Origin of the sequence: Actinoplanes sp. NBRC 101535 (genome assembly GCF_030269225.1) — a bacterium.
Lineage (GTDB): Bacteria > Actinomycetota > Actinomycetes > Mycobacteriales > Micromonosporaceae > Actinoplanes > Actinoplanes rectilineatus.
Genome location: NZ_BSSY01000022.1, coordinates 38,557 through 60,603 on the forward strand (window position 1 = coordinate 38,557; position 22,047 = coordinate 60,603).

At 70.8% G+C, this 22,047-nt stretch carries 21 protein-coding genes; 18 read left to right on the top strand and 3 right to left on the bottom strand.

All coding sequences use genetic code 11. The features are described 5' to 3' along the window. Window positions 1–226: 226 nt before the first annotated feature. Window positions 227–715, bottom strand: coding sequence for a transcriptional regulator BldD (gene bldD, locus QSK32_RS38945; RefSeq protein WP_014446326.1), 489 nt, complete (start codon window positions 713–715; stop codon window positions 227–229). Window positions 716–1,027: 312 nt separating this feature from the next. Between bldD and pyrR the strand changes: the two genes are divergently transcribed. From pyrR to rpoZ, 11 genes are all read left to right on the top strand, one after another. Beyond that, complete coding sequence (gene pyrR / locus QSK32_RS38950) at window positions 1,028–1,588, top strand: bifunctional pyr operon transcriptional regulator/uracil phosphoribosyltransferase PyrR (protein ID WP_045743192.1); 561 nt, start codon at window positions 1,028–1,030, stop codon at window positions 1,586–1,588. Beyond that, window positions 1,585–2,508 carry an aspartate carbamoyltransferase catalytic subunit gene (locus QSK32_RS38955; protein ID WP_045743191.1) on the top strand — a complete coding sequence of 308 codons (924 nt, stop codon included), beginning with the start codon at window positions 1,585–1,587 and terminating at the stop codon, window positions 2,506–2,508. Before pyrR ends, QSK32_RS38955 begins: the two co-directional genes overlap by 4 nt. Continuing rightward, on the top strand, window positions 2,505–3,773 hold the full coding sequence (locus tag QSK32_RS38960; protein WP_045743190.1) for a dihydroorotase: 1,269 nt from the start codon (window positions 2,505–2,507) through the stop codon (window positions 3,771–3,773). Before QSK32_RS38955 ends, QSK32_RS38960 begins: the two co-directional genes overlap by 4 nt. Continuing rightward, window positions 3,770–4,876: a glutamine-hydrolyzing carbamoyl-phosphate synthase small subunit gene (carA, locus tag QSK32_RS38965; RefSeq protein ID WP_285474753.1), complete on the top strand. Its 1,107-nt coding sequence runs from the start codon at window positions 3,770–3,772 to the stop codon at window positions 4,874–4,876. Before QSK32_RS38960 ends, carA begins: the two co-directional genes overlap by 4 nt. Window positions 4,877–4,881: 5 nt before the next feature. After that, window positions 4,882–8,196 (top strand): carbamoyl-phosphate synthase large subunit, encoded by a 3,315-nt coding sequence (gene carB, locus QSK32_RS38970; RefSeq protein WP_045743188.1) that lies wholly within the window; start codon window positions 4,882–4,884, stop codon window positions 8,194–8,196. A 23-nt stretch (window positions 8,197–8,219) separates the two neighbouring features. After that, the gene (locus QSK32_RS38975) at window positions 8,220–9,257 is read left to right on the top strand and encodes a quinone-dependent dihydroorotate dehydrogenase (RefSeq protein ID WP_045743187.1); all 1,038 of its coding nucleotides are present in this window, start codon (window positions 8,220–8,222) and stop codon (window positions 9,255–9,257) included. After that, window positions 9,254–10,528, top strand: a complete 1,275-nt coding sequence (locus tag QSK32_RS38980; RefSeq protein ID WP_285474754.1) for an adenosylmethionine--8-amino-7-oxononanoate transaminase — start codon at window positions 9,254–9,256, stop codon at window positions 10,526–10,528. Before QSK32_RS38975 ends, QSK32_RS38980 begins: the two co-directional genes overlap by 4 nt. 26 nt (window positions 10,529–10,554) lie before the next feature. After that, window positions 10,555–11,385, top strand: a complete 831-nt coding sequence (gene pyrF, locus QSK32_RS38985) for an orotidine-5'-phosphate decarboxylase (protein ID WP_285474755.1) — start codon at window positions 10,555–10,557, stop codon at window positions 11,383–11,385. A 181-nt stretch (window positions 11,386–11,566) separates the two neighbouring features. Beyond that, window positions 11,567–11,884, top strand: a complete 318-nt coding sequence (gene mihF, locus QSK32_RS38990) for an integration host factor, actinobacterial type (protein ID WP_043528493.1) — start codon at window positions 11,567–11,569, stop codon at window positions 11,882–11,884. Between the two features lie 32 nt (window positions 11,885–11,916). Further along, on the top strand, window positions 11,917–12,525 hold the full coding sequence (gene gmk / locus QSK32_RS38995) for a guanylate kinase (RefSeq protein ID WP_045743223.1): 609 nt from the start codon (window positions 11,917–11,919) through the stop codon (window positions 12,523–12,525). A gap of 13 nt (window positions 12,526–12,538) precedes the next feature. Continuing rightward, complete coding sequence (gene rpoZ, locus QSK32_RS39000) at window positions 12,539–12,802, top strand: DNA-directed RNA polymerase subunit omega (protein WP_015623990.1); 264 nt, start codon at window positions 12,539–12,541, stop codon at window positions 12,800–12,802. A gap of 44 nt (window positions 12,803–12,846) precedes the next feature. Here rpoZ and QSK32_RS39005 read toward each other — a convergent pair whose 3' ends face one another. After that, on the bottom strand, window positions 12,847–13,089 hold the full coding sequence (locus tag QSK32_RS39005) for a hypothetical protein (protein WP_285474756.1): 243 nt from the start codon (window positions 13,087–13,089) through the stop codon (window positions 12,847–12,849). Window positions 13,090–13,260: 171 nt separating this feature from the next. Between QSK32_RS39005 and coaBC the strand changes: the two genes are divergently transcribed. The 3 genes from coaBC to QSK32_RS39020 all read left to right on the top strand — a co-directional run bounded on the left by coaBC (window position 13,261) and on the right by QSK32_RS39020 (window position 16,432). Then, window positions 13,261–14,478, top strand: a complete 1,218-nt coding sequence (gene coaBC, locus QSK32_RS39010; protein ID WP_285474757.1) for a bifunctional phosphopantothenoylcysteine decarboxylase/phosphopantothenate--cysteine ligase CoaBC — start codon at window positions 13,261–13,263, stop codon at window positions 14,476–14,478. A gap of 45 nt (window positions 14,479–14,523) precedes the next feature. Then, window positions 14,524–15,714, top strand: coding sequence for a methionine adenosyltransferase (gene metK / locus QSK32_RS39015; protein WP_045743183.1), 1,191 nt, complete (start codon window positions 14,524–14,526; stop codon window positions 15,712–15,714). A gap of 151 nt (window positions 15,715–15,865) precedes the next feature. After that, window positions 15,866–16,432 carry a histidine phosphatase family protein gene (locus QSK32_RS39020; RefSeq protein WP_045743222.1) on the top strand — a complete coding sequence of 189 codons (567 nt, stop codon included), beginning with the start codon at window positions 15,866–15,868 and terminating at the stop codon, window positions 16,430–16,432. On the opposite strand, the gene QSK32_RS39025 is transcribed toward QSK32_RS39020, so the two are convergent. Further along, a complete protein-coding gene (locus tag QSK32_RS39025) occupies window positions 16,392–16,856 on the bottom strand; it encodes a hypothetical protein (RefSeq protein WP_045743182.1) in 465 nt (154 codons plus the stop codon). The two genes, QSK32_RS39020 and QSK32_RS39025, sit on opposite strands and share 41 nt — an antisense overlap. A 185-nt stretch (window positions 16,857–17,041) precedes the next feature. Here QSK32_RS39025 and QSK32_RS39030 point away from each other — a divergent pair, with 185 nt between their 5' ends. The 4 genes from QSK32_RS39030 to QSK32_RS39045 all read left to right on the top strand — a co-directional run bounded on the left by QSK32_RS39030 (window position 17,042) and on the right by QSK32_RS39045 (window position 22,039). Further along, window positions 17,042–18,952, top strand: coding sequence for a primosomal protein N' (locus QSK32_RS39030; protein ID WP_285474796.1), 1,911 nt, complete (start codon window positions 17,042–17,044; stop codon window positions 18,950–18,952). A gap of 58 nt (window positions 18,953–19,010) precedes the next feature. Further along, window positions 19,011–19,568 (top strand): peptide deformylase, encoded by a 558-nt coding sequence (gene def, locus QSK32_RS39035; RefSeq protein ID WP_045743180.1) that lies wholly within the window; start codon window positions 19,011–19,013, stop codon window positions 19,566–19,568. A gap of 4 nt (window positions 19,569–19,572) precedes the next feature. Next, window positions 19,573–20,499, top strand: coding sequence for a methionyl-tRNA formyltransferase (fmt, locus tag QSK32_RS39040; protein ID WP_045743221.1), 927 nt, complete (start codon window positions 19,573–19,575; stop codon window positions 20,497–20,499). Window positions 20,500–20,569: 70 nt separating this feature from the next. Further along, a complete protein-coding gene (locus tag QSK32_RS39045; protein ID WP_083449086.1) occupies window positions 20,570–22,039 on the top strand; it encodes an RsmB/NOP family class I SAM-dependent RNA methyltransferase in 1,470 nt (489 codons plus the stop codon). The last annotated feature ends 8 nt before the right edge of the window (window positions 22,040–22,047 follow it).

The following is a 22,047-nucleotide window of genomic DNA, read 5'->3' on the forward strand; positions in this document are numbered from 1 at the left end:
GTGACCGGGGTTACCGTCGGGGGCCGAAAAGCGGCACACGGCCGTCTGAGGCCGATAAGACGACGATGATTGCCGATCCTGCGCGTTGTTGTGAGTTTCGTGGTGGTCCGGCGTCGGAAGTCCACACGATCAAAGAAAACCGGTCAGTAACTTATCGAAGTGGTTACCGGCTGATGGACACACGAAAGCCCGCGTCGCAGCGCGACGCGGGCTCGGGTGACGGTGCTCAGCTGGCGAAGAACGCCCGGGGGTCGGCCACCAGGACGCCCTGCTCGGTCAGGCGCTCGATGAGGCCGGACGGCGAGATGTCGTACACGATGGCGAGCGCGCGCAGATCGTCGGCGCGGATCGAGAGGACCCGGCCGTTGTAGTCACCGCGCTGCTGCTGGATGGCTCGCGCGTAACGAGCCACGTAGGCGAGGTCCTCGCCGGTGGTGTCGTAGAGCTTCTCGAGATCCAGGACGATCTTGTTGGTCGCCTCCAGGCGGATGCCACTGCCGTCGGGCAGCAGCTCGGAGACGGGGACGCGGTAGAAGTCGGCCAGCTCGGCCAGGCGCGAGACGGTCACGGCACGGTCGCCGCGCTCGTACGAGCCCACGACCACTGCTTTCCAGCGGCCGTTGGACTTCTCTTCGACGCCCTGCAGGGACAGGCCCTGCTGCTGGCGGATGGAGCGCAGGCGAGCGCCCAGCGACTTGGCGTACTCAGACGGCATACGGACACTCCCAGTGCTGTGCTGGCCCGGAGGGTTCTTTCCTCACGGATCGCTACGCTGCGTGACGGTACGGAGTTTGCGACCGCCGGTCAAGTGTTGGTTACCGATGAGTCGCACGGGCCGCACCAAAGTAACCGGCTGTATCCCTAGTCGCGAGGAATTGTCCGGACTGCTCCAGTCAGGCACGTCACCATAATCAACGCTGCGTCCACTGGTAACGTAGCGTCAGCCATCGGGTCGCCCGTTTCCGGGGTGGGCCCGACCAGACGTCCTTTAACGACCCGTCCCGTGAGGCGGGGAAGGAGGTCCGCCGTGGCACAGCCACGCGCAGACGCGCCTAGCAAGATCATTTTAGAGGGGTCCGACCTGCACAGGGTCGTCGATCGCATCGCTCATCAGATCCTCGAGAAGACCTCCGGCGCCACCGGCACCGTGCTTCTCGGCATCCCCACCCGCGGTGTCCCGCTCGCGCACCGGCTCGCCGCCCGGATTCACGCCTTCGAGGGCGTCGACGTGCCGGTGGGATCGCTGGACATCACGCTGTACCGCGACGACCTGCGGATGCGTGCCACCCGCGCGCTCGGCAAGACCGAGCTGCCGCCCGGGGGCATCGACGGGCTGCGGGTCATCCTGGTCGACGACGTGCTGTTCTCCGGACGCTCCGTGCGGGCCGCCCTGGACGCACTCAACGACATCGGCCGGCCGAGTTCGGTGCAGCTCGCGGTGCTGGTCGATCGCGGACACCGGCAGCTGCCGATCCGGGCCGACTACGTCGGTAAGAACATTCCGACGGCACTCGCCGAGAGCGTCAAGGTCACCCTCACCGAGGTCGACGGCAGCGACGAGGTCCGGCTGATCGGGGGCCTCTCGTGATCCGGCACCTGCGCTCGGCCGCCGATCTGGATGCCGCCGACGCCACGTTGATCCTGGACACGGCCGGTGAGATGGCATCGCTGACCGGTGGCCGCGAGGTCAAGAAGCTCCCGGCCCTGCGCGGCCGGACAGTGGTGAACCTCTTCTACGAGGACTCCACGCGTACCCGCATCTCGTTCGAGGCGGCCGCCAAGCGCCTCTCCGCGGATGTGATCAATTTCTCCGCTAAAGGGTCGAGTGTCTCAAAAGGTGAGAGCCTCAAGGACACCGCGCTGACGCTGCAGGCCATGGGCGCCGACGCCGTGGTGATCCGGCACCCGGCCAGTGGCGCCCCGCACCGGCTGGCCGAATGGGTGGACGGCTCGGTGGTCAACGCCGGCGACGGCACCCACGAGCACCCGACGCAGGCGCTGCTCGACGCGTACACGATGCGCTCGCGGATGGGCCGTCTCGACGGCCTGCGGGTCGCCATCGTCGGGGACGTGCTGCACAGCCGGGTCGCCCGCTCGAACGTCCTGCTGCTCACCACGCTCGGCGCGCAGGTCACCCTGGTCGGCCCGCCGACGCTGATCCCCCTGGACGTGGCCGCCGCCCTGTCGGAGAAGACGCAGGTCAGCTACGACCTGGACGCGGTCGTTCCGGACAGCGACGTGGTGATGATGCTGCGCGTGCAGTCCGAGCGGATGCAGGACTCGTACTTCCCGTCGGCCCGTGAGTACAGCCGTCGCTACGGCCTCGACGTCGCTCGGCTCCGCAAGATGCCGGAACACGCGATCGTCATGCACCCCGGGCCCATGAACCGCGGGATGGAGATCGCGCCCGAGGTGGCCGACTCGCCCCGTTCCACGATCGTCGAACAGGTCGCCAACGGCGTCAGCGTCCGGATGGCCGTCCTCTACCTGCTCCTGGGAGGCAAGTGATGGCGTACCTGCTCAAGGGCGTCTCGATTCTCGGCGCCGCGCCGGCTGATCTTTTTATTCATGAAGGCGTCATCTCCGACAAACCGGTCGAAGGCGCCGAAGTGATCGACGCGACCGGTCTCGTGGCGCTGCCCGGCCTGGTCGACGTGCACACCCACCTGCGCGAACCCGGCCGCGAGGACGCCGAGACGGTGGAGACCGGCTCCCGGGCCGCCGCCCTCGGCGGATACACCGCGGTCTGCGCGATGGCGAACACCTCGCCGGTCGCCGACACCGCCGGCGTGGTCGAGCAGGTCTGGCGACTCGGCCGCGAGGCCGGACTGGTCGACGTGCAGCCGATCGGCGCGGTCACCGTCGGGCTGGCCGGCAAGCAGATGGCCGAGCTCGGCGCGATGGCCAGCTCCGCGGCGAACGTGCGGATCTTCTCCGACGACGGCTTCTGCGTCGCCGACCCGAAACTGATGCGCCGCGCGCTCGAATACGTGAAGGCGTTCGACGGTGTCATCGCCCAGCACGCCGAGGAGCCCCGGCTCACCGAGGGCGCGCAGATGCACGAGGGCGAGGTCAGCACCCGCCTCGGCCTGACCGGCTGGCCCGCGGTCGCCGAGGAGGCGATCATCGCCCGGGACGTGCTGTTGGCCGAGCACGTCGGCAGCCGCCTGCACGTCTGCCACGTGTCCACCGCCGGTTCGGTCGAGGTGCTGCGCCAGGCCAAGGCGCGTGGCGTACGCGTGACCGCCGAGGTCACCCCCCACCACCTCCTGCTCACCGACGAGCTCGCGGCCGGCTACGACCCGGTCTTCAAGGTCAACCCGCCGTTGCGTACGCGCAAGGACGTCGAAGCCCTCCGCCAGGCACTGCGGGACGGGGTCATCGACGTGGTGGCCACCGACCATGCGCCGCACGCGGTCCAGGACAAGGAATGCGAGTGGGCGTACGCCCGGCCCGGCATGCTGGGCCTGGAGACCGCGCTGCCGATCGTGCTCAGTGTGTTCGGGGAGGACTGGGACCTGATCGCCGACCGGATGTCCGTCGCGCCGGCCCGCATCGCCGGGCTGGACGGGCACGGCGGTGACCTGACGAAGGCCGGCACCCCGGCCAACCTGACGCTGGTGGACCCGTCGGTGAGCTGGGTCGTCGACCCGGCCGGACTGGCGAGCCGCAGCCGCAACACGCCGTACGCCGGCACCACGCTGCCGGGTCGCATCGTCGCGACCTTCCTGCGGGGCGAGGCCACGGTTCTGGACGGAAAGGCAGTCAAGTGACCAAGGCGATTCTGGTGCTCGAAGACGGGCGCACATTTCACGGTTCCGCCTACGGCGCTGTCGGGGAGACGTTCGGCGAGGCGGTGTTCACCACCGGCATGACCGGATACCAGGAGACACTGACCGACCCGTCGTTCCACAAGCAGGTCGTGGTGCAGACCGCGCCGCAGATCGGCAACACCGGCGTCAACGACGAGGACGACGAGTCGGACCGGATCTGGGTCGCCGGCTACGTCGTCCGCGACCCGGCCCGCCGGCCCTCCAACTGGCGTTCGCGGGGCGACCTGGGCGAGCGTCTGGCCGCCGAGGGCATCGTCGGGATCAGTGGTGTCGACACCCGCGCGCTCACCCGCCACCTGCGCGAACGCGGCGCTCAGCGGGTCGGCGTCTCGTCGGTCGACCTGGACCCGCAGTCGCTGCTGGCGAAGGTGCGAAACCAGCCGGAGATGCTCGGCGCGGACCTGTCCGCACAGGTCACCACCGCGTCGCGGTACACCGTCGAGGCCGAGGGCGAGCACCGGTACACGGTCGCCGCGCTGGACCTGGGCATCAAGCGCAACGTGTCGCGCCGGCTCGCCGCCCGCGGCGTCACCACGCACATCTTCCCGGCCTCCTCGTCGATCGAGGACCTGCTCGCGGTCAGCCCGGACGCGGTGTTCTTCTCGCCCGGCCCGGGCGACCCGGCGACCGCCGACGGCCCGGTCGCGCTGGCCCGTGAGGTGATGCGCCGTGAGGTGCCGCTGTTCGGCATCTGCTTCGGCAGCCAGATCCTCGGCCGCGCGCTCGGCTTCGGCACCTACAAGCTGGGGTACGGCCACCGCGGCATCAACCAGCCGGTGCTCGACAAGACCACCGGCAAGGTCGAGGTGACCAGCCACAACCACGGTTTCGCGGTCGACGCGCCGCTGAACACCGTGATCGACACCGACTTCGGCGGTGTCGAGGTCTCGCACGTCTGCCTCAACGACGACGTGGTCGAGGGCCTGCGCGGCATCGAGGTGCCCGCCTTCACCGTCCAGTACCACCCCGAGGCCGCCGCCGGCCCGCACGACGCCGACTACCTGTTCGACAGGTTCGTCGAGCTCGTGGAAAAGAAGGGCTGACGCTCATGCCGAAGCGTGAAGATCTCAAGCACATCATGGTGATCGGTTCCGGTCCGATCGTCATCGGCCAGGCCTGCGAGTTCGACTACTCCGGCACCCAGGCCTGCCAGGTCCTGCGGGCCGAGGGCATCCGGGTGTCGCTGGTCAACTCCAACCCGGCCACGATCATGACCGACCCGGAGTTCGCCGACGCCACCTACGTCGAGCCGATCACCCCGGAGTTCGTCGAGCTGGTCATCGCCAAGGAACGCCCGGACGCGATCCTGCCGACCCTGGGTGGCCAGACCGCGCTGAACACCGCGATCGCCCTGCACGAGAACGGTGTCCTGGAGAAGTACGGCGTCGAGCTGATCGGCGCGAACGTCGACGCGATCCGCAAGGGCGAGGACCGTCAGCTCTTCAAGGACATCGTGGCCCTCGCGGGCGGTGAGACGCCGCGCTCGCGGGTCTGCCACTCGATGGACGAGGTCCGCGCGACCGTCGCCGAGATCGGCCTGCCGGTCGTCGTCCGCCCGTCGTTCACCATGGGCGGCCTGGGCTCCGGCATGGCGCACACCGACGAGGACCTGGAGCGCATCGCCGGCTCCGGCCTCGCCGCCTCCCCGGTGACCGAGGTGCTCATCGAGGAGAGCGTGCTCGGCTGGAAGGAGTACGAGCTCGAGCTGATGCGCGACAAGCACGACAACGTCGTGGTCGTCTGCTCGATCGAGAACATCGACCCGATGGGCGTGCACACCGGTGACAGCGTGACCGTGGCCCCGGCCATGACGCTCACCGACCGGGAGTATCAAAAGCTGCGTGACCTGGGCATCGCGGTGCTCCGCGAGGTCGGCGTGGACACCGGCGGCTGCAACATCCAGTTCGCGATCAACCCGGACGACGGCCGGATGATCGTGATCGAGATGAACCCGCGGGTCTCCCGCTCCTCGGCGCTGGCGTCGAAGGCCACCGGCTTCCCGATCGCGAAGATCGCCGCGAAGCTGGCCATCGGCTACACCCTGGACGAGATCCCCAACGACATCACGCTGAAGACCCCGGCCGCCTTCGAGCCGGCCCTCGACTACGTGGTCGTCAAGATCCCGCGGTTCGCGTTCGAGAAGTTCCCCGGCGCGGACAAGGAACTCACCACCACGATGAAGTCGGTCGGCGAGGCGATGAGCCTGGGCCGCAACTTCGCCGAGGCGCTGAACAAGGCGATGCGCTCGATGGAGACCAAGGCCGCCGGTTTCTGGACCGCACCGACCTTCACCGACGTCGACGAGGCGCTCGAGGCGCTGCGGACCCCGCACGACGGCCGGCTCTACACGGTCGAGGCGGCGCTGCGGCTCGGCGCGACCGTCGAGCAGGTGCACGAGGCCAGCGGCCGGATCGACCCGTGGTTCCTGGACGAGATCCAGGCGCTGATCGACCTGCGCGCCGAGATCCTGGCCGCGCCGGTCCTGGACGAGGAGCTGCTGCGCCGGGCGAAGCGGTCCGGCCTGTCCGACCGCCAGCTCGCGACGCTGCGGCCCGAGCTGGCCGGCGAGGACGGCATCCGCGCGCTGCGCCACCGCCTCGGGGTCCGCCCGGTCTACAAGACCGTGGACACCTGCGCGGCCGAGTTCCAGGCGGACACCCCGTACCACTACTCGTCGTACGACGAGGAGACCGAGGTGGCGCCGAGCGACCGGCCGAAGGTGCTCATCCTGGGCTCCGGGCCGAACCGGATCGGGCAGGGCATCGAGTTCGACTACTCGTGCGTGCACGCGGTGATGGCACTCCGCGGCGCCGACTACGAGACCGTGATGATCAACTGCAACCCGGAGACGGTCTCCACCGACTACGACACCGCGGACCGGCTCTACTTCGAACCGCTCACCTTCGAGGACGTCCTCGAGGTGTTCCACGCCGAGGACAGCTCCGGCAAGGCGGCCGGCGGCCCCGGCGTGATCGGCGTGATCGTGCAGCTCGGCGGCCAGACCCCGCTGGGCCTGGCGAACCGGCTCAAGGCCGCGGGTGTGCCGATCGTCGGCACCTCGCCCGAGTCGATCGACCTGGCCGAGGACCGCGGACTGTTCGGCGCCCTGCTGAACGAGAACGGCCTGCGCTCGCCGGACCACGGCACCGCCGTCTCGTTCGCCGAGGCCAAGGCGATCGCCGACAACATCGGCTACCCGGTGCTGGTCCGCCCGTCGTACGTGCTCGGCGGCCGCGGCATGGAGATCGTCTACGACGAGCCGACGCTGCGGGACTACATCGACCGGGCCACCGAGATCTCCCCGGACCACCCGGTGCTCGTCGACCGGTTCCTGGACGACGCCATCGAGATCGACGTGGACGCGCTCTGCGACGCCGACGGCGAGGTCTACCTCGGCGGCGTGATGGAACACATCGAGGAGGCCGGCATCCACTCCGGCGACTCGGCCTGCACGCTGCCGCCGATCACCCTGGCCGCATCCCACATCGCCGAGGTCCGCCGGTACACCGAGGCGCTGGCCCGGGGCATCGGCGTGCGCGGCCTGATGAACGTCCAGTACGCGCTCAAGGACGAGACGCTCTACGTGCTGGAGGCCAACCCGCGCGCCTCGCGGACGGTCCCGTTCGTCTCCAAGGCCACGGCCGTCCCGCTCGCCAAGGCGGCCGCCCGGATCATGCTCGGGGCGACCATCGCCGACCTGCGCGCCGAGGGCCTCCTGCTGCCCACCGGTGACGGCGGCGTGGTGCCCGAGGGCGCGCCGATCGCGGTCAAGGAGGCGGTGCTGCCGTTCAAGCGGTTCCGCACCCCGGCCGGCAAGAGCGTGGACAACCTGCTCAGCCCGGAGATGAAGTCGACCGGCGAGGTGATGGGCATCGACGCCGGCTTCGGTCAGGCGTTCGCCAAGTCGCAGGCGGCGGCGTACGGCTCGCTGCCCACCAGCGGCAAGGTCTTCGTCTCGGTGGCCAACCGGGACAAGCGCGCGATGGTCTTCCCGGTGAAGCGGCTCGCCGATCTGGGCTTCACCATCGTCACCACGGCCGGCACCGGCGAGGTCCTGCGCCGGTACGGCATCGAGTGCGAGATCGTCCCGAAGCACTACGAGAACCCGGGACAGCGCAACGCCGTCGAGCTGATCCTGGCCGGCGAGATCTCGCTGATCATCAACACCCCGCAGGGCTCCGGTGCCAGCGCCCGTCTCGACGGGTACGAGATCCGCAGCGCCGCCGTCACCGCGGACGTCCCGAGCGTCACCACCGTGCCCGGCGCGTCCGCCGCGGTGATGGGCATCGAGGCCCTCCGCAACGGCGACATGAGTGTCCGCCCGTTGCAGGAGCTGCACGCGACCCTCCGGGGCACCAACTAGCACCAACGGAAAGGCCCACTCCCTTGAATCTCTTCGCGAACGTCGCCCGGCCGGTCCTGTTCCGGCTGGGCGGCGGGGACGCCGAGCACGCCCACGAGTGGACGCTGAAGCGCCTCGCCGCGCTGCCCGCGCCGGCGCTGGCCGCGATGCGCAGCCGGTACGCGTTCTCCGCCCCGGTGGACGTCTTCGGCGTCCGCTTCCCGAACCGGGTCGGCCTGGCCGCCGGGATGGACAAGAACGGGATCGCGCTCTCGGCCTGGCCGGCGCTCGGCTTCGGGTTTGTCGAGGTCGGCACGGTCACCGCGAAGCCGCAGCCGGGCAACGAGCGCCCGCGGCTGTTCCGGCTCCGGGAGAGCGAAGCGATCATCAACCGGATGGGCTTCAACAACGAGGGCGCGGCGGCACTGGCCGAGCGGCTGGCCGAGGTGGGGCCGCTGCCGGTGCCGCTGGGTGTCTCGCTCGGCAAGTCCAAGGTGACGCCGCTGGAGGACGCCGTCGAGGACTACCTGACGTCCTACCGGCTGCTGCACCCGTACGCCGACTACATCGCGGTGAACGTCTCCTCGCCCAACACGCCCGGCCTGCGCACCCTGCAGGACAAGGACGCGCTGGCGGGGCTGCTGAAGGCGCTGACCGGCCCGGTGCCGGTGCTGGTGAAGATCGCCCCGGACCTGACCGAGCCGGCCATCGCCGAGCTGCTGGAGGTCTGCCTGTCGCACGGCGCGGCCGGCCTGATCGCCACCAACACCACGCTGGGCCGTGACGGGCTGGCCGAGACGGACCAGGAGCTGGCCGGTGAGGCCGGTGGCCTGTCCGGCAAGCCGCTGACCGAGCGGGCCCGCGAGGTGGTCAAGTTCGTGCACGACGAGACCGGCGGCAAGCTGCCGATCATCGGGGTCGGCGGGATCATGGCGGTCGACGACGCGGCCCGGATGCTCGACGCCGGAGCCTCGCTGGTGCAGCTCTACAGCGGGTTCATCTACCGCGGGCCGGACCTGGTCCGGGCGGTCGCCCGCGGCGCCCGCCCGATCCGGTCGCACCGGGCTCCCCGGAACCGATGACCGCCGGGCGCGATCTGCTCGCGCTCGACCGCGCCCACGTCTGGCACCCGTACGGGCCGATGCCGGGGCGCAGCGAGCCCTACCTGGTGGAGAGCGCCGAGGGGGTGCGCCTGCGGCTGTCCGGCGGCCGGGAGGTGGTCGACGGGATGTCGTCCTGGTGGGCGGCGATCCACGGGTACCGCCACCCGGTGCTGGACGCGGCGCTGACCGATCAGGCGGGACGGATGAGCCACGTGATGTTCGGCGGGCTCACCCACGAACCGGCGATCACGCTGGCCCGCACCCTGGTGGAGATCACGCCGCCGGGACTTGCGCACGTGTTCCTCTGCGACTCCGGCTCGGTCGGCGTGGAGGTGGCGGTCAAGATGGCGCTGCAGGCCCAGCGGGCGCGGGGTCTGCCCGGCCGGCGGCGGCTCGCCACCTGGCGCGGCGGCTACCACGGCGACACCTTCCACCCGATGAGTGTCTGCGACCCCGAGGGCGGCATGCATGCCCTCTGGACCGGGGTTCTTCCGGTCCAGGTCTTCGCGGCTCCGCCTCCTGCGGGGTACGAGCCGGAGTACGCCGCCGCCCTGACCGCCATGATCGAGGAGCACGCGGACGAACTGGCCGCGGTGATCGTCGAACCGGTGGTGCAGGGTGCCGGCGGGATGCGCTTCCACGATCCGGAGTACCTGCGGGTGCTGCGGGAGGCGACCGCCGCCCACGGCATCTTCCTGATCTTCGACGAGATCGCCACGGGGTTCGGCCGGACCGGGGAGCTCTTCGCGGCGGAGCACGCCGGTGTCAGCCCGGACATCATGTGCCTCGGGAAGGCGCTCACCGGGGGATACCTGACCCTGGCGGCCACCCTGTGCACCACCGAGGTCGCCGAGGCGGTCTCCGCGGGCGAGGGGGGCGGCCTGGCGCACGGGCCGACCTTCATGGGCAACCCGTTGGCCTGTGCGGTGGCGAACGCCTCGCTCGGCCTCCTGGCGGACGGGGGGTGGCGTTCGGACGTACCCCGCATCGAAGGCTTGTTGCGGGACGGCCTGGAGCCGCTGCGCGGGGCGCGAGGGGTCGCCGACGTCCGCGTCCTGGGCGCGATCGGCGTGATCCAGATGGACCACGACGTGGATCTTCCGCGGGCCACCGCGGCGGCCGTGGCCGAGGGCGTCTGGCTGCGCCCGTTCCGGAACCTGATCTACACCATGCCGCCGTACGTGGCGGCCGACGACGACATCGCCCGGATCACCGCCGGCATCCGTGCCGCGGTGGCGGTGGCGGCCTGACATCTACCCATTGGGGGGACAGAACCATGGAGACCTTCGGGGAACGCCTCCACGCGGCCGTGGCGAAGCGTGGACCGCTCTGTGTGGGCATCGATCCGCACGCTTCTCTGCTGGCGCGCTGGGGCCTCTCGGACGACATCGCCGGCCTGGAACGCTTCGCCCTAACGGTGGTCGAGGCGCTGGCCGATCGGGTGGCTGTTCTGAAGCCGCAGTCCGCGTTTTTTGAGAGATTTGGGTCACGTGGCATCGCTGTTCTTGAGTCAACTATCCGACAGTCCCGAGAAGCCGGAGCTCTTGTCCTTCTCGACGTGAAGCGGGGCGACATCGGCTCGACGATGGCCGCGTACGCCTCCGCGTATCTCGATCCGGCAAGCACGCTGCGCTCTGACGCGATTACTGTGAGTCCTTATCTCGGAGTCGGTTCTCTGCGGCCGGCCTTCGATCTCGCGGCCGCCAACGGGGCCGGAGTCTTCGTCCTGGCGTTGACCTCCAACCCCGAGGGGCCGGCCGTCCAGCACGCCGTCACGCCGTCCGGCGCGACCGTCGCGCAAACGGTGATCGACGAGATTGCGCAGGTCAACGCGGGTGCGACGCCGCTCGGAAGTCTCGGGCTCGTCGTCGGAGCGACGATCGGGGAGACCGGACATGATCTCGCGAATGTTAACGGCCCGTTGCTTGCGCCGGGACTCGGCGCACAGGGCGCGACCCCTGCCGACCTGCGCGCGGTCTTCGGCGAGAGCCTGCACAACGTGTTGCCGTCGTACTCACGCGAAGTTCTCTCCGCCGGCCCGTCGATCACCGAACTTCGGGCCGCGACGAGCCGCGTTCTCGACGACTGTCGCGCTGCTCTCGGATGAAACAGCCTGCTTACCAGCGTCTGAGGTGGGCCGTGCAGGGGTACCCCCACGTTGCCGAATGCGCCGTTGACCGCTAGTTTTCCCGGCGCCGGGAACCACATGCCCCTTTGGTTCCCTGGCACACCACGTTTCACAAAGCGCCGGTATTGCTACCGCCGCGTAAGGGACCTGAGGAGAACTGGTGCCGCTCCCGTCACTGAGCCCCGAACAGCGCCAAGCTGCGCTGGAGAAGGCCGCGGAAGTTCGCAAGGCTCGGGCTGAGCTGAAGGAACAGCTCAAGTCCGGCAAGACCACCCTCGCCGCCGTGCTGGAGCGCGCGGAGGGCGACGAGGTCGTCGGCAAGCTGAAGGTCTCGGCCGTGCTTCAGGCGCTGCCGGGCATCGGCAAGATCCGCGCGACGCAGATCATGGAGAAGCTGAAGATCGCCGAGAGCCGCCGGCTCCGGGGTCTCGGCGACCAGCAGCGCAAGGCCCTCCTGGGGGAGTTCGCTGCGAACTGACTCACCGGCTCGTGTAGGAATGAGCCGTGAGCATGGATGACGACGCGCGCCCGGCAGCCCGCCTCACTGTCCTTTCCGGCCCCTCCGGGGTCGGAAAGGACAGCGTGATCGAGCTGATCCGGGCGCGCTCGCCTTGGATCAGGCTGTCCGTGTCGGTGACGACGCGCAAGATGCGGGACTACGAGACCGACGGAGAGCACTACCACTTCGTCACCCGGTCCGAGTTCCAGCGCCTGATCGACGGTGACCAGTTGCTGGAATGGGCCGAGTTCGCGGGCAACCTCTACGGGACGCCCCGGGCACAGGTCGAGGGATGGCTCTATCAGGGCCGCCCCGTCCTACTGAAGATCGACTTGCAGGGCGCGCGGCAGGTCCGCGCGGCGATGCCGGGAGCCCAACTGGTCTTCCTGGCCCCACCTAGCGTCGAGGAGCTCAAGCGCCGACTGATCGGCCGGGGCACCGACGACGAGGAGACGATCGCCCGCCGCCTGGCACACGCGGACGAGGAACTGGCCGCCGAGGCGGAGTTCGACGTCACCGTCGTGAACGACTTCGTCGAACGGGCCGCCGATGAGCTGGTAGGCTTGCTCGGTTCATCAGACTTAGATCTTGCCCAAGCGCAGTCGGCTCACGAGCATTAAGGATCCAGACACAGTGGGAACCATCGCGAACCCCGAAGGCATCACCAATCCGCCGATCGACGAGCTGCTCGACAAGACCTCGTCGAAGTACTCGCTGGTGATCTTCGCGGCCAAGCGCGCCCGCCAGGTGAACGCTTACTACAGCCAGCTCGGTGAGGGCCTCCTGGAATACGTCGGCCCGCTCGTCGAGACGACGCCGCAGGAGAAGCCGCTCTCGATCGCCATGCGCGAGATCAACGCCGGCCTGCTGACCGCCGAGGCCACCGACAACCCCTGATCGACGGGGCCGTTCGTGCCTGAAGCTTGTCGAGTGCCTCCGTTTCACGCTTCGTGAACGGAGGCACTTCGCATGTCCGCCCCTGCCCCCACGGTGTGTTTTTTTTGGGCGCGCTGCGCGCCGAAAGTCATCACGGTGCCGGGGGTGTGTTGTTTTTGGGCGCGCTGCGCGCCGGAAGTCATCACGGTGCCGGGGGTGTGTTGTTTTTGGGCGCGCTGCGCGCCGGAAGTCATCACGGTGCCGGGGGTGTGTTGTTTTTGGGCGCGCAGCGCGCCAAAAATCAACACACGGGTGGGAGCTGCGGGTGCTACACGCGGGTGGGAGCTGCGTCGGGTGCTAGCTGGGTTGGGTCAGCTAGCACCCGACGTGTGTGTGCAGGCGGACGGTTGGACGACGGTGGGCGGGGCGTCGGGCAGGGCGGGATACTTCGATGGTGACGCGGACTGTGGAGCGGTGACGTGAGCGAGATCGTGCTGGGAGTCTGCGGGGGCATCGCCGCCTACAAGGCGTGTGAGCTGCTGCGGTTGTTCACCGAGTCGGGGCACGGCGTCCGGGTGGTGCCCACGGCGTCGGCGCTGAGGTTCGTGGGGGAGCCGACCTGGGCGGCGCTCAGCGGGCGGCCGGTCGCCACCGAGGTGTTCCAGGACGTGCACGAGGTGCCGCACGTGCGGATCGGCCGTGAGGCGGAGCTGGTCGTGGTGGCGCCGGCGACGGCCGACGTGCTGGCTCGGGCGGCGCACGGGCTCGCCGACGACCTGCTCACCAACACGCTGCTGACGGCGACCTGCCCGGTGGTGTTCGCGCCGGCGATGCATACCGAGATGTGGGAGAACCCCGCCACCCGGGCCAACGTGGCGATTCTGCGCGAGCGCGGCATGCACGTCATCGAGCCCGCGGTCGGCCGTCTCACCGGTAAGGACACCGGCAAGGGCCGGCTTCCGGACCCGCAGGCCATCTTCGGGTACGCGCTGCGCGTACTCCGCAACGGTCTTGATCTTGATCTGGCGGGCCGGCATGTCGTGGTGACCGCCGGTGGCACCCGGGAACCGCTCGATCCGGTGCGTTTCCTGGGGAACCGTTCGTCCGGGAAGCAGGGGTACGCCCTGGCCCGTGCGGCGCTCGCCCGCGGCGCGAGGGTGACGTTGATCGCGGCGAACGTGTCGCTTCCCGACCCGGCCGGCGCCGACCTGGTGCGCGTCGGCACGACCGAGGAGCTGCGGGTGGCCACGGTCGGGGCGGCGGCCTCGGCGGACGTGGTGGTGATGGCCGCCGCTCCCGCCGACTTCCGGCCGGCCTACGTCGCCGAGCAGAAGATCAAGAAGACCGAGGGTGGGCTGCCGGAGCCGATCGCCCTGGTCACCAACCCGGACATCGCGGCGGAACTGGGTGCTTCGAAGCGTCCTGGGCAGGTGCTGGTGGCGTTCGCTGCCGAGACTCAGGACGCCCTCGAGCACGCGCGTGCCAAGCTGGTGAAGAAACGTGCGGACCTGATCGTCGTTAACGAGGTGGGTCCGGATCTGGTATTCGGTCAGGATCGCAACACCGTCACCCTGCTGGGCGACGACGGGAGTACGTCGAAATTCGGCGAACTCCCTAAAGATGATGTGGCGGATAGGATTTTTGACCACGTCGCGGTACGCCTGGATGCCCAGGTCCGTCCAGCCCCGCGGAGCTGACTACACTTCCGCGTTACGTTGTATTCGACAAATCTGAGGAGCACCGTGGCACGCCGCCTGTTCACCTCCGAGTCGGTCACGGAAGGCCACCCGGACAAGATCGCTGACCAGATCAGCGACGGGATTCTCGACGCCCTGCTCGCGCAGGACCCGCGCAGCCGCGTCGCGGTGGAGACCCTGATCACCACCGGCCAGGTGCACGTGGCGGGTGAGGTCACCACGCAGGCCTACGCCGACATCCCCAAGATCGTGCGCGACACGATCCTGGGCATCGGGTACGACTCGTCCAAGAAGGGCTTCGACGGCCTCTCCTGCGGCGTCAGCGTCTCGATCGGCTCGCAGTCGCCGGACATCGCGCAGGGCGTCGACAGCGCCCTCGAGCTGCGTGAGGGTGACTCGGAGCACATCCTGGACCAGCAGGGCGCCGGCGACCAGGGCATGATGTTCGGCTTCGCCTGCTCGGAGACGCCCGAGCTGATGCCGCTGCCGATCGCTCTCGCGCACCGCCTGGCCCGCCGGCTGTCCACCGCCCGCAAGGACGGCACGATCCCCTACCTGCGCCCGGACGGCAAGACCCAGGTCACCATCGAGTACGACGGACTGCGTCCCGTCCGCCTCGACACCGTCGTGGTGTCGTCGCAGCACGCCGCGGACATCTCGCTGGAGTCGCTGCTCACCCCGGACATCCGCGAGCACGTGATCGCGCCGGAGCTGGAGGGCCTCGGCCTGGACACCGAGGGCTACCGCCTGCTGGTGAACCCGACCGGTCGTTTCGAGATCGGTGGCCCGATGGGCGACGCCGGCCTGACCGGTCGCAAGATCATCGTCGACACGTACGGCGGGTACGCCCGGCACGGTGGCGGCGCGTTCTCCGGCAAGGACCCGTCCAAGGTCGACCGTTCGGCGGCGTACGCGATGCGCTGGGTCGCCAAGAACGTGGTGGCGGCCGGCCTGGCCGAGCGGTGTGAGACGCAGGTCGCCTACGCGATCGGCAAGGCGCACCCGGTGTCGCTGTTCGTGGAGACCTTCGGCACCGAGAACGTGCCGGTCGAGCGGATCGAGAAGGCCATCAAGGAGGTCTTCGACCTGCGGCCCGCCGCGATCATCCGGGACCTGGACCTGCTGCGCCCGATCTACCAGCAGACGGCGGCCTACGGTCACTTCGGCCGGGAGCTGCCGGACCTGCGCTGGGAGAGCACCGACCGGGCCGCGGACCTGAAGAGCGCCGCTTCCTGACCCTCGCTTCACAGCCGGCGTCACGCGCAAGCGCGGCGCCGGCTTTTCGTCGCCCATCGGGGTTTCTTGATCTTCAGTGATCCGGGAGCGTTCCTGATGCGTGATTGTTCGCATGAGCGTCTTCGGTGGTGTGGGCGGTTACTCTGTCGCGATGACGGCTGTCCAAGGTGAACGGCTGATCCTGGTCCGGCACGCGATGCCGGCGATCGATCCGGGTGTGCCGGCGGACCGCTGGTCGCTGGCGTGGGACAGCCGGGTGGCGGCCCGGTTGCTGAGGCTGCACGTCAGTCATCCCGCCTACTACGTGGCGAGCACCGAGCCGAAGGCCGCCCAGACGATGCAGGAGATCGCCGGGGCGCAGCGGGTGGCCACCGACGCGGGGCTGGCCGAGGTGCACCGGCCGGACGTGTGGTTCGCCGACGAGCAGGAGTACCACGCGGCGGCCCGCGCCTATGCGGCCGGGCAGAGCCCCGACGGCTGGGAGCCGCGGGACGAGGTGATCGCCCGGTTCGACGCGGCGGTGCTGCGGCACGCGGAGGCCGCCGCGGCGCAGGGGCGGACGCTGGTGATCGGGACGCACGGCCTGGCGCCCACGGTGTGGATGGCCAGCCGCTATCAGCTGGATCCGGACCCGGCGAGTTTCTGGGAGGGTCTGCGCTTCCCGGACATCATCGAGATCAACCTGCGGACCGAGACGGTGAGCTGCCTGGTCCACTGACCGACGCCGCCAGGGTGGGGAAGAGCCCGGGTGCGAGGCCCATCACCCATTCCAGGTCCGCGCCGGGCGCGTGGCCGGCGTGCCCGAGGGTGAGGTAGGCGGCGGTGAGCGGGTCCGGGTCCGCCGCGCCCTCCAGGACCCGGGCCGCCCAGAACTGTTCCGGTGTGGTGAGGAACCGCCCGGCGCGCGGATCCTGGCCGGTGGGCGCCGGGTGGCCCCGGTACAGGGCGGTCATCGTGGTGTCCACCCAGGGCAGGCTGCGGGTGCCGGAGAGCGTCAGCGCCAGGTCGGCGGCCCACAGGGCGATCTTTCGAAGTTCATCCGGATCCGTGTACGCCAGCGCCGACGTCACCGCGTGATCGGCCCCGGCCAGCGGGCGCGCGGCCTCGGGCAGCTCCTTGATCGGGGTGAGTCGCCGGGTCACCCCGATCACGTGTCCTCGACCAGCATGCGTCCAGGATTACAGGGTTGCGGAGCGGCCGGGCCACCGTCCTGTGGATGATCTTGTCGGCGTTGTCGGGGATACCGGCAGAATGGTCGGCGATGGCGGGCAAGGGTGCACGGGCGGAACGGGAACCGGCGGATCGGTTACCCGTCGCACGGGTGTGTGTGGACGTGTCGCTGGCCCACCTCGACCGGCTTTTCGACTATCGGGTCGCCTCGGGGGACGACGAGGCCGCGCAGCCCGGCGTCCGGGTCAAGGTGCGGTTCGCCGGCCAGTTGGTGAACGGGTTCCTGCTGGAGCGGGTGGAGCGGTCCGAGCACGAGGGCAAGCTGGCCTTCCTGGAGAAGGTGGTCTCCGCCGAGCGGGTGCTCGACCCGGAGATCGTCCGGCTGGCTCGGGCGGTGGCCGACCGTTATGCCGGCAACCTGTCCGACGTGTTGCGCCTGGCGGTGCCACCGCGGCACGCCCGGGCCGAGGCGCAGCCGGTTTCCGACATCGACGTTCCGGAGATGCCGGAGCCGTCGGACAGCGGGTGGAGCGGCTATCCGACCGGCGCCGCCTATCTACGAGCCCTGCACGAGGGGCGCCCGGCCCGGGCGGTCTGGAGCGCGACGCCGGGGGAGGACTGGCCGGCCCGGATCGCCGAGGCCGCCGCCGCCACCGTCCGGGGCGGGCGGGGCGTGGTGATCGTCGTCGCCGACGCCCGGGACCTGGACCGGGTGGACCGTGCGCTGCTCGCCGTCCTCGGTGCCGGCCGGCACGTCGCGCTGAACGCGGCTCTCGGGCCCGCCGAGCGCTACCGGCGGTTCCTGGCCGCCAGCCGGCACCGGGTGCCGGTCGTGGCGGGCACCCGGGCGGCCATGTTCGCGCCGGTCGCCGACGTCGGCCTGGTGGTGATCTGGGACGACGGCGACGACGTGCACGCCGAGCCCCGATCGCCCTACCCGCACGCCCGTGACGTGCTGCTCACCCGGGCCCAGCTGGCCGGGTGCGCCGCGCTGGTGGGCGGGTTCGCCCGGACCGGCGAGGGCCAGCTGCTGCTGGAGACCGGGTGGGCCAAGGAGATCGTCGCCGACCGGGTGACGCTGCGGCGCCGGTCGCCGATGATCGCACCGACCGGCGACGACCCGCAGCTGGCCCGCGACCCCGGGGCGGCGATCGCCCGGCTGCCCAGTCTGTGCTGGGAGACCGCACGGCAGGCGCTGGCGGCCGGCACCCCGGTGCTGGTGCAGGTGCCGCGCCGGGGATACCTGCCCGCGGTGGCGTGCGCCGAGTGCCGCACGCCGGCCCGCTGTCCGCACTGTTCCGGGTCGCTCGGCCTGCAGGGCGCCCGGGACGTGCCGACCTGCCACTGGTGCGGGCGGGCCGCCGCGGCGTACTCCTGTCCGGCCTGTGGCGAACGACGGTTGCGCGCCTCGGTGACCGGCGCCCGGCGCACGGCGGAGGAACTCGGCCGGGCGTTCCCGGGAGTGCCGGTGCGCACCTCCGGCCGCGACGAGATCTTGGACACGGTGCCGGCCGAGGCGACTGTGGTGGTCGCCACTCCCGGTGCCGAGCCGGTTGCCGAGGGTGGCGGCTACGGCGCGGTGCTGCTGCTCGACACCTGGGCCCTGCTGAGCCGGTCCGACCTGCGGGCCGCCGAGGAGGCGATGCGCCGCTGGCTGAACGCGTCGGCGCTGGCCCGGTCCGCCCCGGCGGGCGGGCGGGTGGTGGTGGTCGCGGACGGTTCGCTGGTGCCGGTCCAGGCGCTGCTGCGCTGGGATCCGGGCTGGTTCGCCGCCCGCGAGCTGGCCGAACGCCGCGAGCTGGGCTTCCCGCCGGCGGCCCGGATGGCCAGCGTGACCGGGCCCGCGACGGCGGTGGCCGAGCTGCTGGCCCAGGCCCGCCTGGACGACGACGTCGAGGTGCTGGGCCCGGTGCCGGCCGACAAGGACCAGGAGCGCATGCTGCTGCGGGTGTCCCGGTCCCGGGCCGCCGGCCTGGCACACGCGCTGCACGAGGCCGCCGCGATGCGCAGCGCCCGGAAGGCCGCTGTGACGGTGCGTGTTCAGGTCGATCCGGCCGACCTCTTCTGAGCTGAGCCGGTCCGTAGACTGGGCGGGTGCTGCCCATCAGATTGAGGAGTCTCTCCGCGTGACCGTCCAGTCCATCCGCCTCTTCGGCGACCCGGTGCTGCGCTCGCCGGCCGACACCGTGGTCGATTTCGACAAGGAACTGCGCAATCTGGTCAAGGACCTGACCGAGACGATGCTCGACGAGGGCGGTGCCGGCCTGGCCGCACCCCAGCTCGGCGTCGGTCTGCGCGTGTTCACGTTCGACGTCGACGACGTGGTCGGTCACATCGTCAACCCGGTGCTCTCCTTCCCCGACGAGGAGGAGCAGGACGGTCCCGAGGGCTGTCTCTCCATCCCCGGGATCTACATCGACACCAAGCGCCGGCAGAACGTGGTGGCCAACGGCTTCACCGAGCACGGCGACCCGATCCAGTTGGTCGGCACCGGCCTGATGGCCCGCTGTGTGCAGCACGAGACCGATCACCTCGACGGGGTGCTCTTCCTGGACCGGCTGGACGCCGCCGCACGCAAGGACGCGATGAAGCAGATCCGCTCCGCAGACTGGTACGACGCGGGCCGACCGCCCACTATCAAGGAGAGCCCGCACGGGCGCGGCATCTTCGGTGTGGGGCGGTGACCCGATGCGCCTGATCTTCGCCGGCACACCGGCCGTCGCCATTCCCAGCCTGGACGCCATCGCCGCCTCCGGGCACGAACTGCTCGCCGTCGTCACCCGCCCGGACGCCCCCGCCGGCCGCGGCCGGCGCCTGGTCCGCTCGCCCGCCGGGGCGTGGGCCGACGAGCGCGGCATCGAGGTGCTCACCCCGGAGAAACCGCGGGACCCCGCCTTCCAGGAACGCCTGCGCGAGCTCGCGCCGGACTGCGTGCCGGTGGTGGCGTACGGCGCTCTCGTCCCGCCCACCGCGCTGGAGATCCCCAAGCACGGCTGGGTGAACCTGCACTTCTCGCTGCTGCCCGCGTGGCGTGGCGCGGCTCCGGTCCAGCACGCCGTCCTGCACGGTGACGAGGTGACCGGCGCCAGCGTCTTCGAGCTGGAGGCGGGCCTGGACACCGGACCGGTCTACGGCACCCTGACCGACCAGATCCGGTTCACCGACACGTCCGGCAACCTGCTGGAGCGTCTCGCCGTCGAGGGGGCCGGACTGCTCGTCGCGGTCCTCGACGCGATCGAGGCGGGCACCGCCCGGGCGCACACGCAGCCGGCCGACGGCGTCACCTTCGCGCCGAAGCTGACCGTCGAGGACGCCCGGATCCGCTGGGACGACCCGGCGTTCGCGGTGGACCGCCGGATCCGGGCCTGCACGCCGGCGCCCGGGGCGTGGACCACCCTGCGCGACGAGCGTCTCAAGCTCGGGCCGGTGCGCCCGATCGCCAACGCGCCGCACCTGCAGCCGGGTGAGCTGCTGGTGGAGCGCAAGCAGGTGCTGGTGGGCACGGCCACCACGCCGGTGAGCCTGGGCGAGGTCCGGGCCGCCGGCAAGAAGCCGATGTCGGCCACGGACTGGGCGCGCGGCATGCGCATCGAGGCCGGGGAGCGACTGTCGTGAGCGTGCCGAACTGGGGAGACACCGTCGTGACGCCGTTCGGCGTGCGCATCGAAACTGGGGAGAAGTCGTCGTGACCGAGCACAGGGCCTCACGGCCGCACGGCGGGCGGCCGAGCCGGCCCGCGGGTCCGGGACACTCCCGCGACGACCGCAGCGGCCGGGCACCCCGCAGCGGGCGGCCGCCGTCCGATCCGGCACGGCAGGCCGCGTACGAGGCGATCGCGGCGGTGAACCGCGACGACGCGTACGCGAACCTGGTCCTCTCCGAGATCCTGGACGGTCTGGGTCTGCACGGGCGGGACGCGGCGTTCGCGACCGAGCTGACCTACGGGACCCTGCGGGCCGTCGGCACGCTGGACCTGATCATCGCCGAGGCGGCCGGGCGGGACGTCGCCCGGATCGACCCGCCGGCCCGGGACGCGCTGCGCCTCGGGGCGTACCAACTGCTGCACACCCGGGTGCCGGTGCACGCCGCCGTCAACCAGACCGTGGACCTGGTCCGCTCGGTGGCGCCGGGCGCGGCCGGGTTCGCCAACGCGGTGATGCGCACGATCTCCGAGACCACCCATGAGGCGTGGCTGGAACGGATCGCCCCGGACTACCAGGCCGACCCGATCGCGAACCTCGCGGTGATCCACAATCACCCGCAGTGGATCGTCCGGTCGTTCGCCGAGGCGCTCGGTGGCGACCTGGAGGACACCGCCCGGCTGCTGATCGAGGACAACCAGCCGCCGGCCGTGCACCTGTGCGCGCGTCCCGGCCGGTCCGACGCGATCGAGCTGGCCGACGAGGCGGGCGGCGTCCCGGGCGCGTTCTCGCCGTACGCGGTCTACCTCAACGGTGGTGCGCCGCGAAACCTGGCGGCCATCCGGAACGGTCAGGCGCACGTCCAGGACGAGGGTTCCCAGCTGGTCGCCGCCGCGCTGCTGGCCGCGCCGGTGGAGGGGCAGGACAACCGCTGGCTCGACCTGTGCGCCGGGCCGGGCGGCAAGACCGGTCTGATCGGTGCGATCGCGGCCGGCCGGGGCGCCGAGGTGACCGCGGTCGAGGTGGCCGAGCACCGGGCCCGCCTGGTCGACCAGGCCACCGAGGGCATGCCGGTGACCGTGCTGCCGATGGACGGCCGGTCCGTCGGCCGGGACCCGGACCTGCCCGAGGAGGGGTTCGACCGGGTGCTGGTGGACGCCCCGTGCACCGGTCTGGGTTCGTTGCGGCGCCGTCCGGAGTCGCGCTGGCGCCGCCAGCCCGCCGACCTGCCGCCGCTGACGAAACTGCAGCGTGAGCTGCTGGTCGCGGCGCTGCGGGCGGTACGACCAGGTGGCGTGGTGGCCTACGTGACCTGCTCCCCGCACATGGTGGAGACGCAGGTCACGGTCAGCGAGGGCGCCCGGCGCAGCGGCGTCGAGGTCGACTTCGTGGACGCCCGCCCGCTGCTGCCGCCGGGCATGCCGCACCTGGGCCCGGGCCCGACGGTGCAGCTCTGGCCGCACAAGCACGGCACGGACGCGATGTTCCTGGCGGTGCTGCGCCGCACCAGCTGATCGGCGAT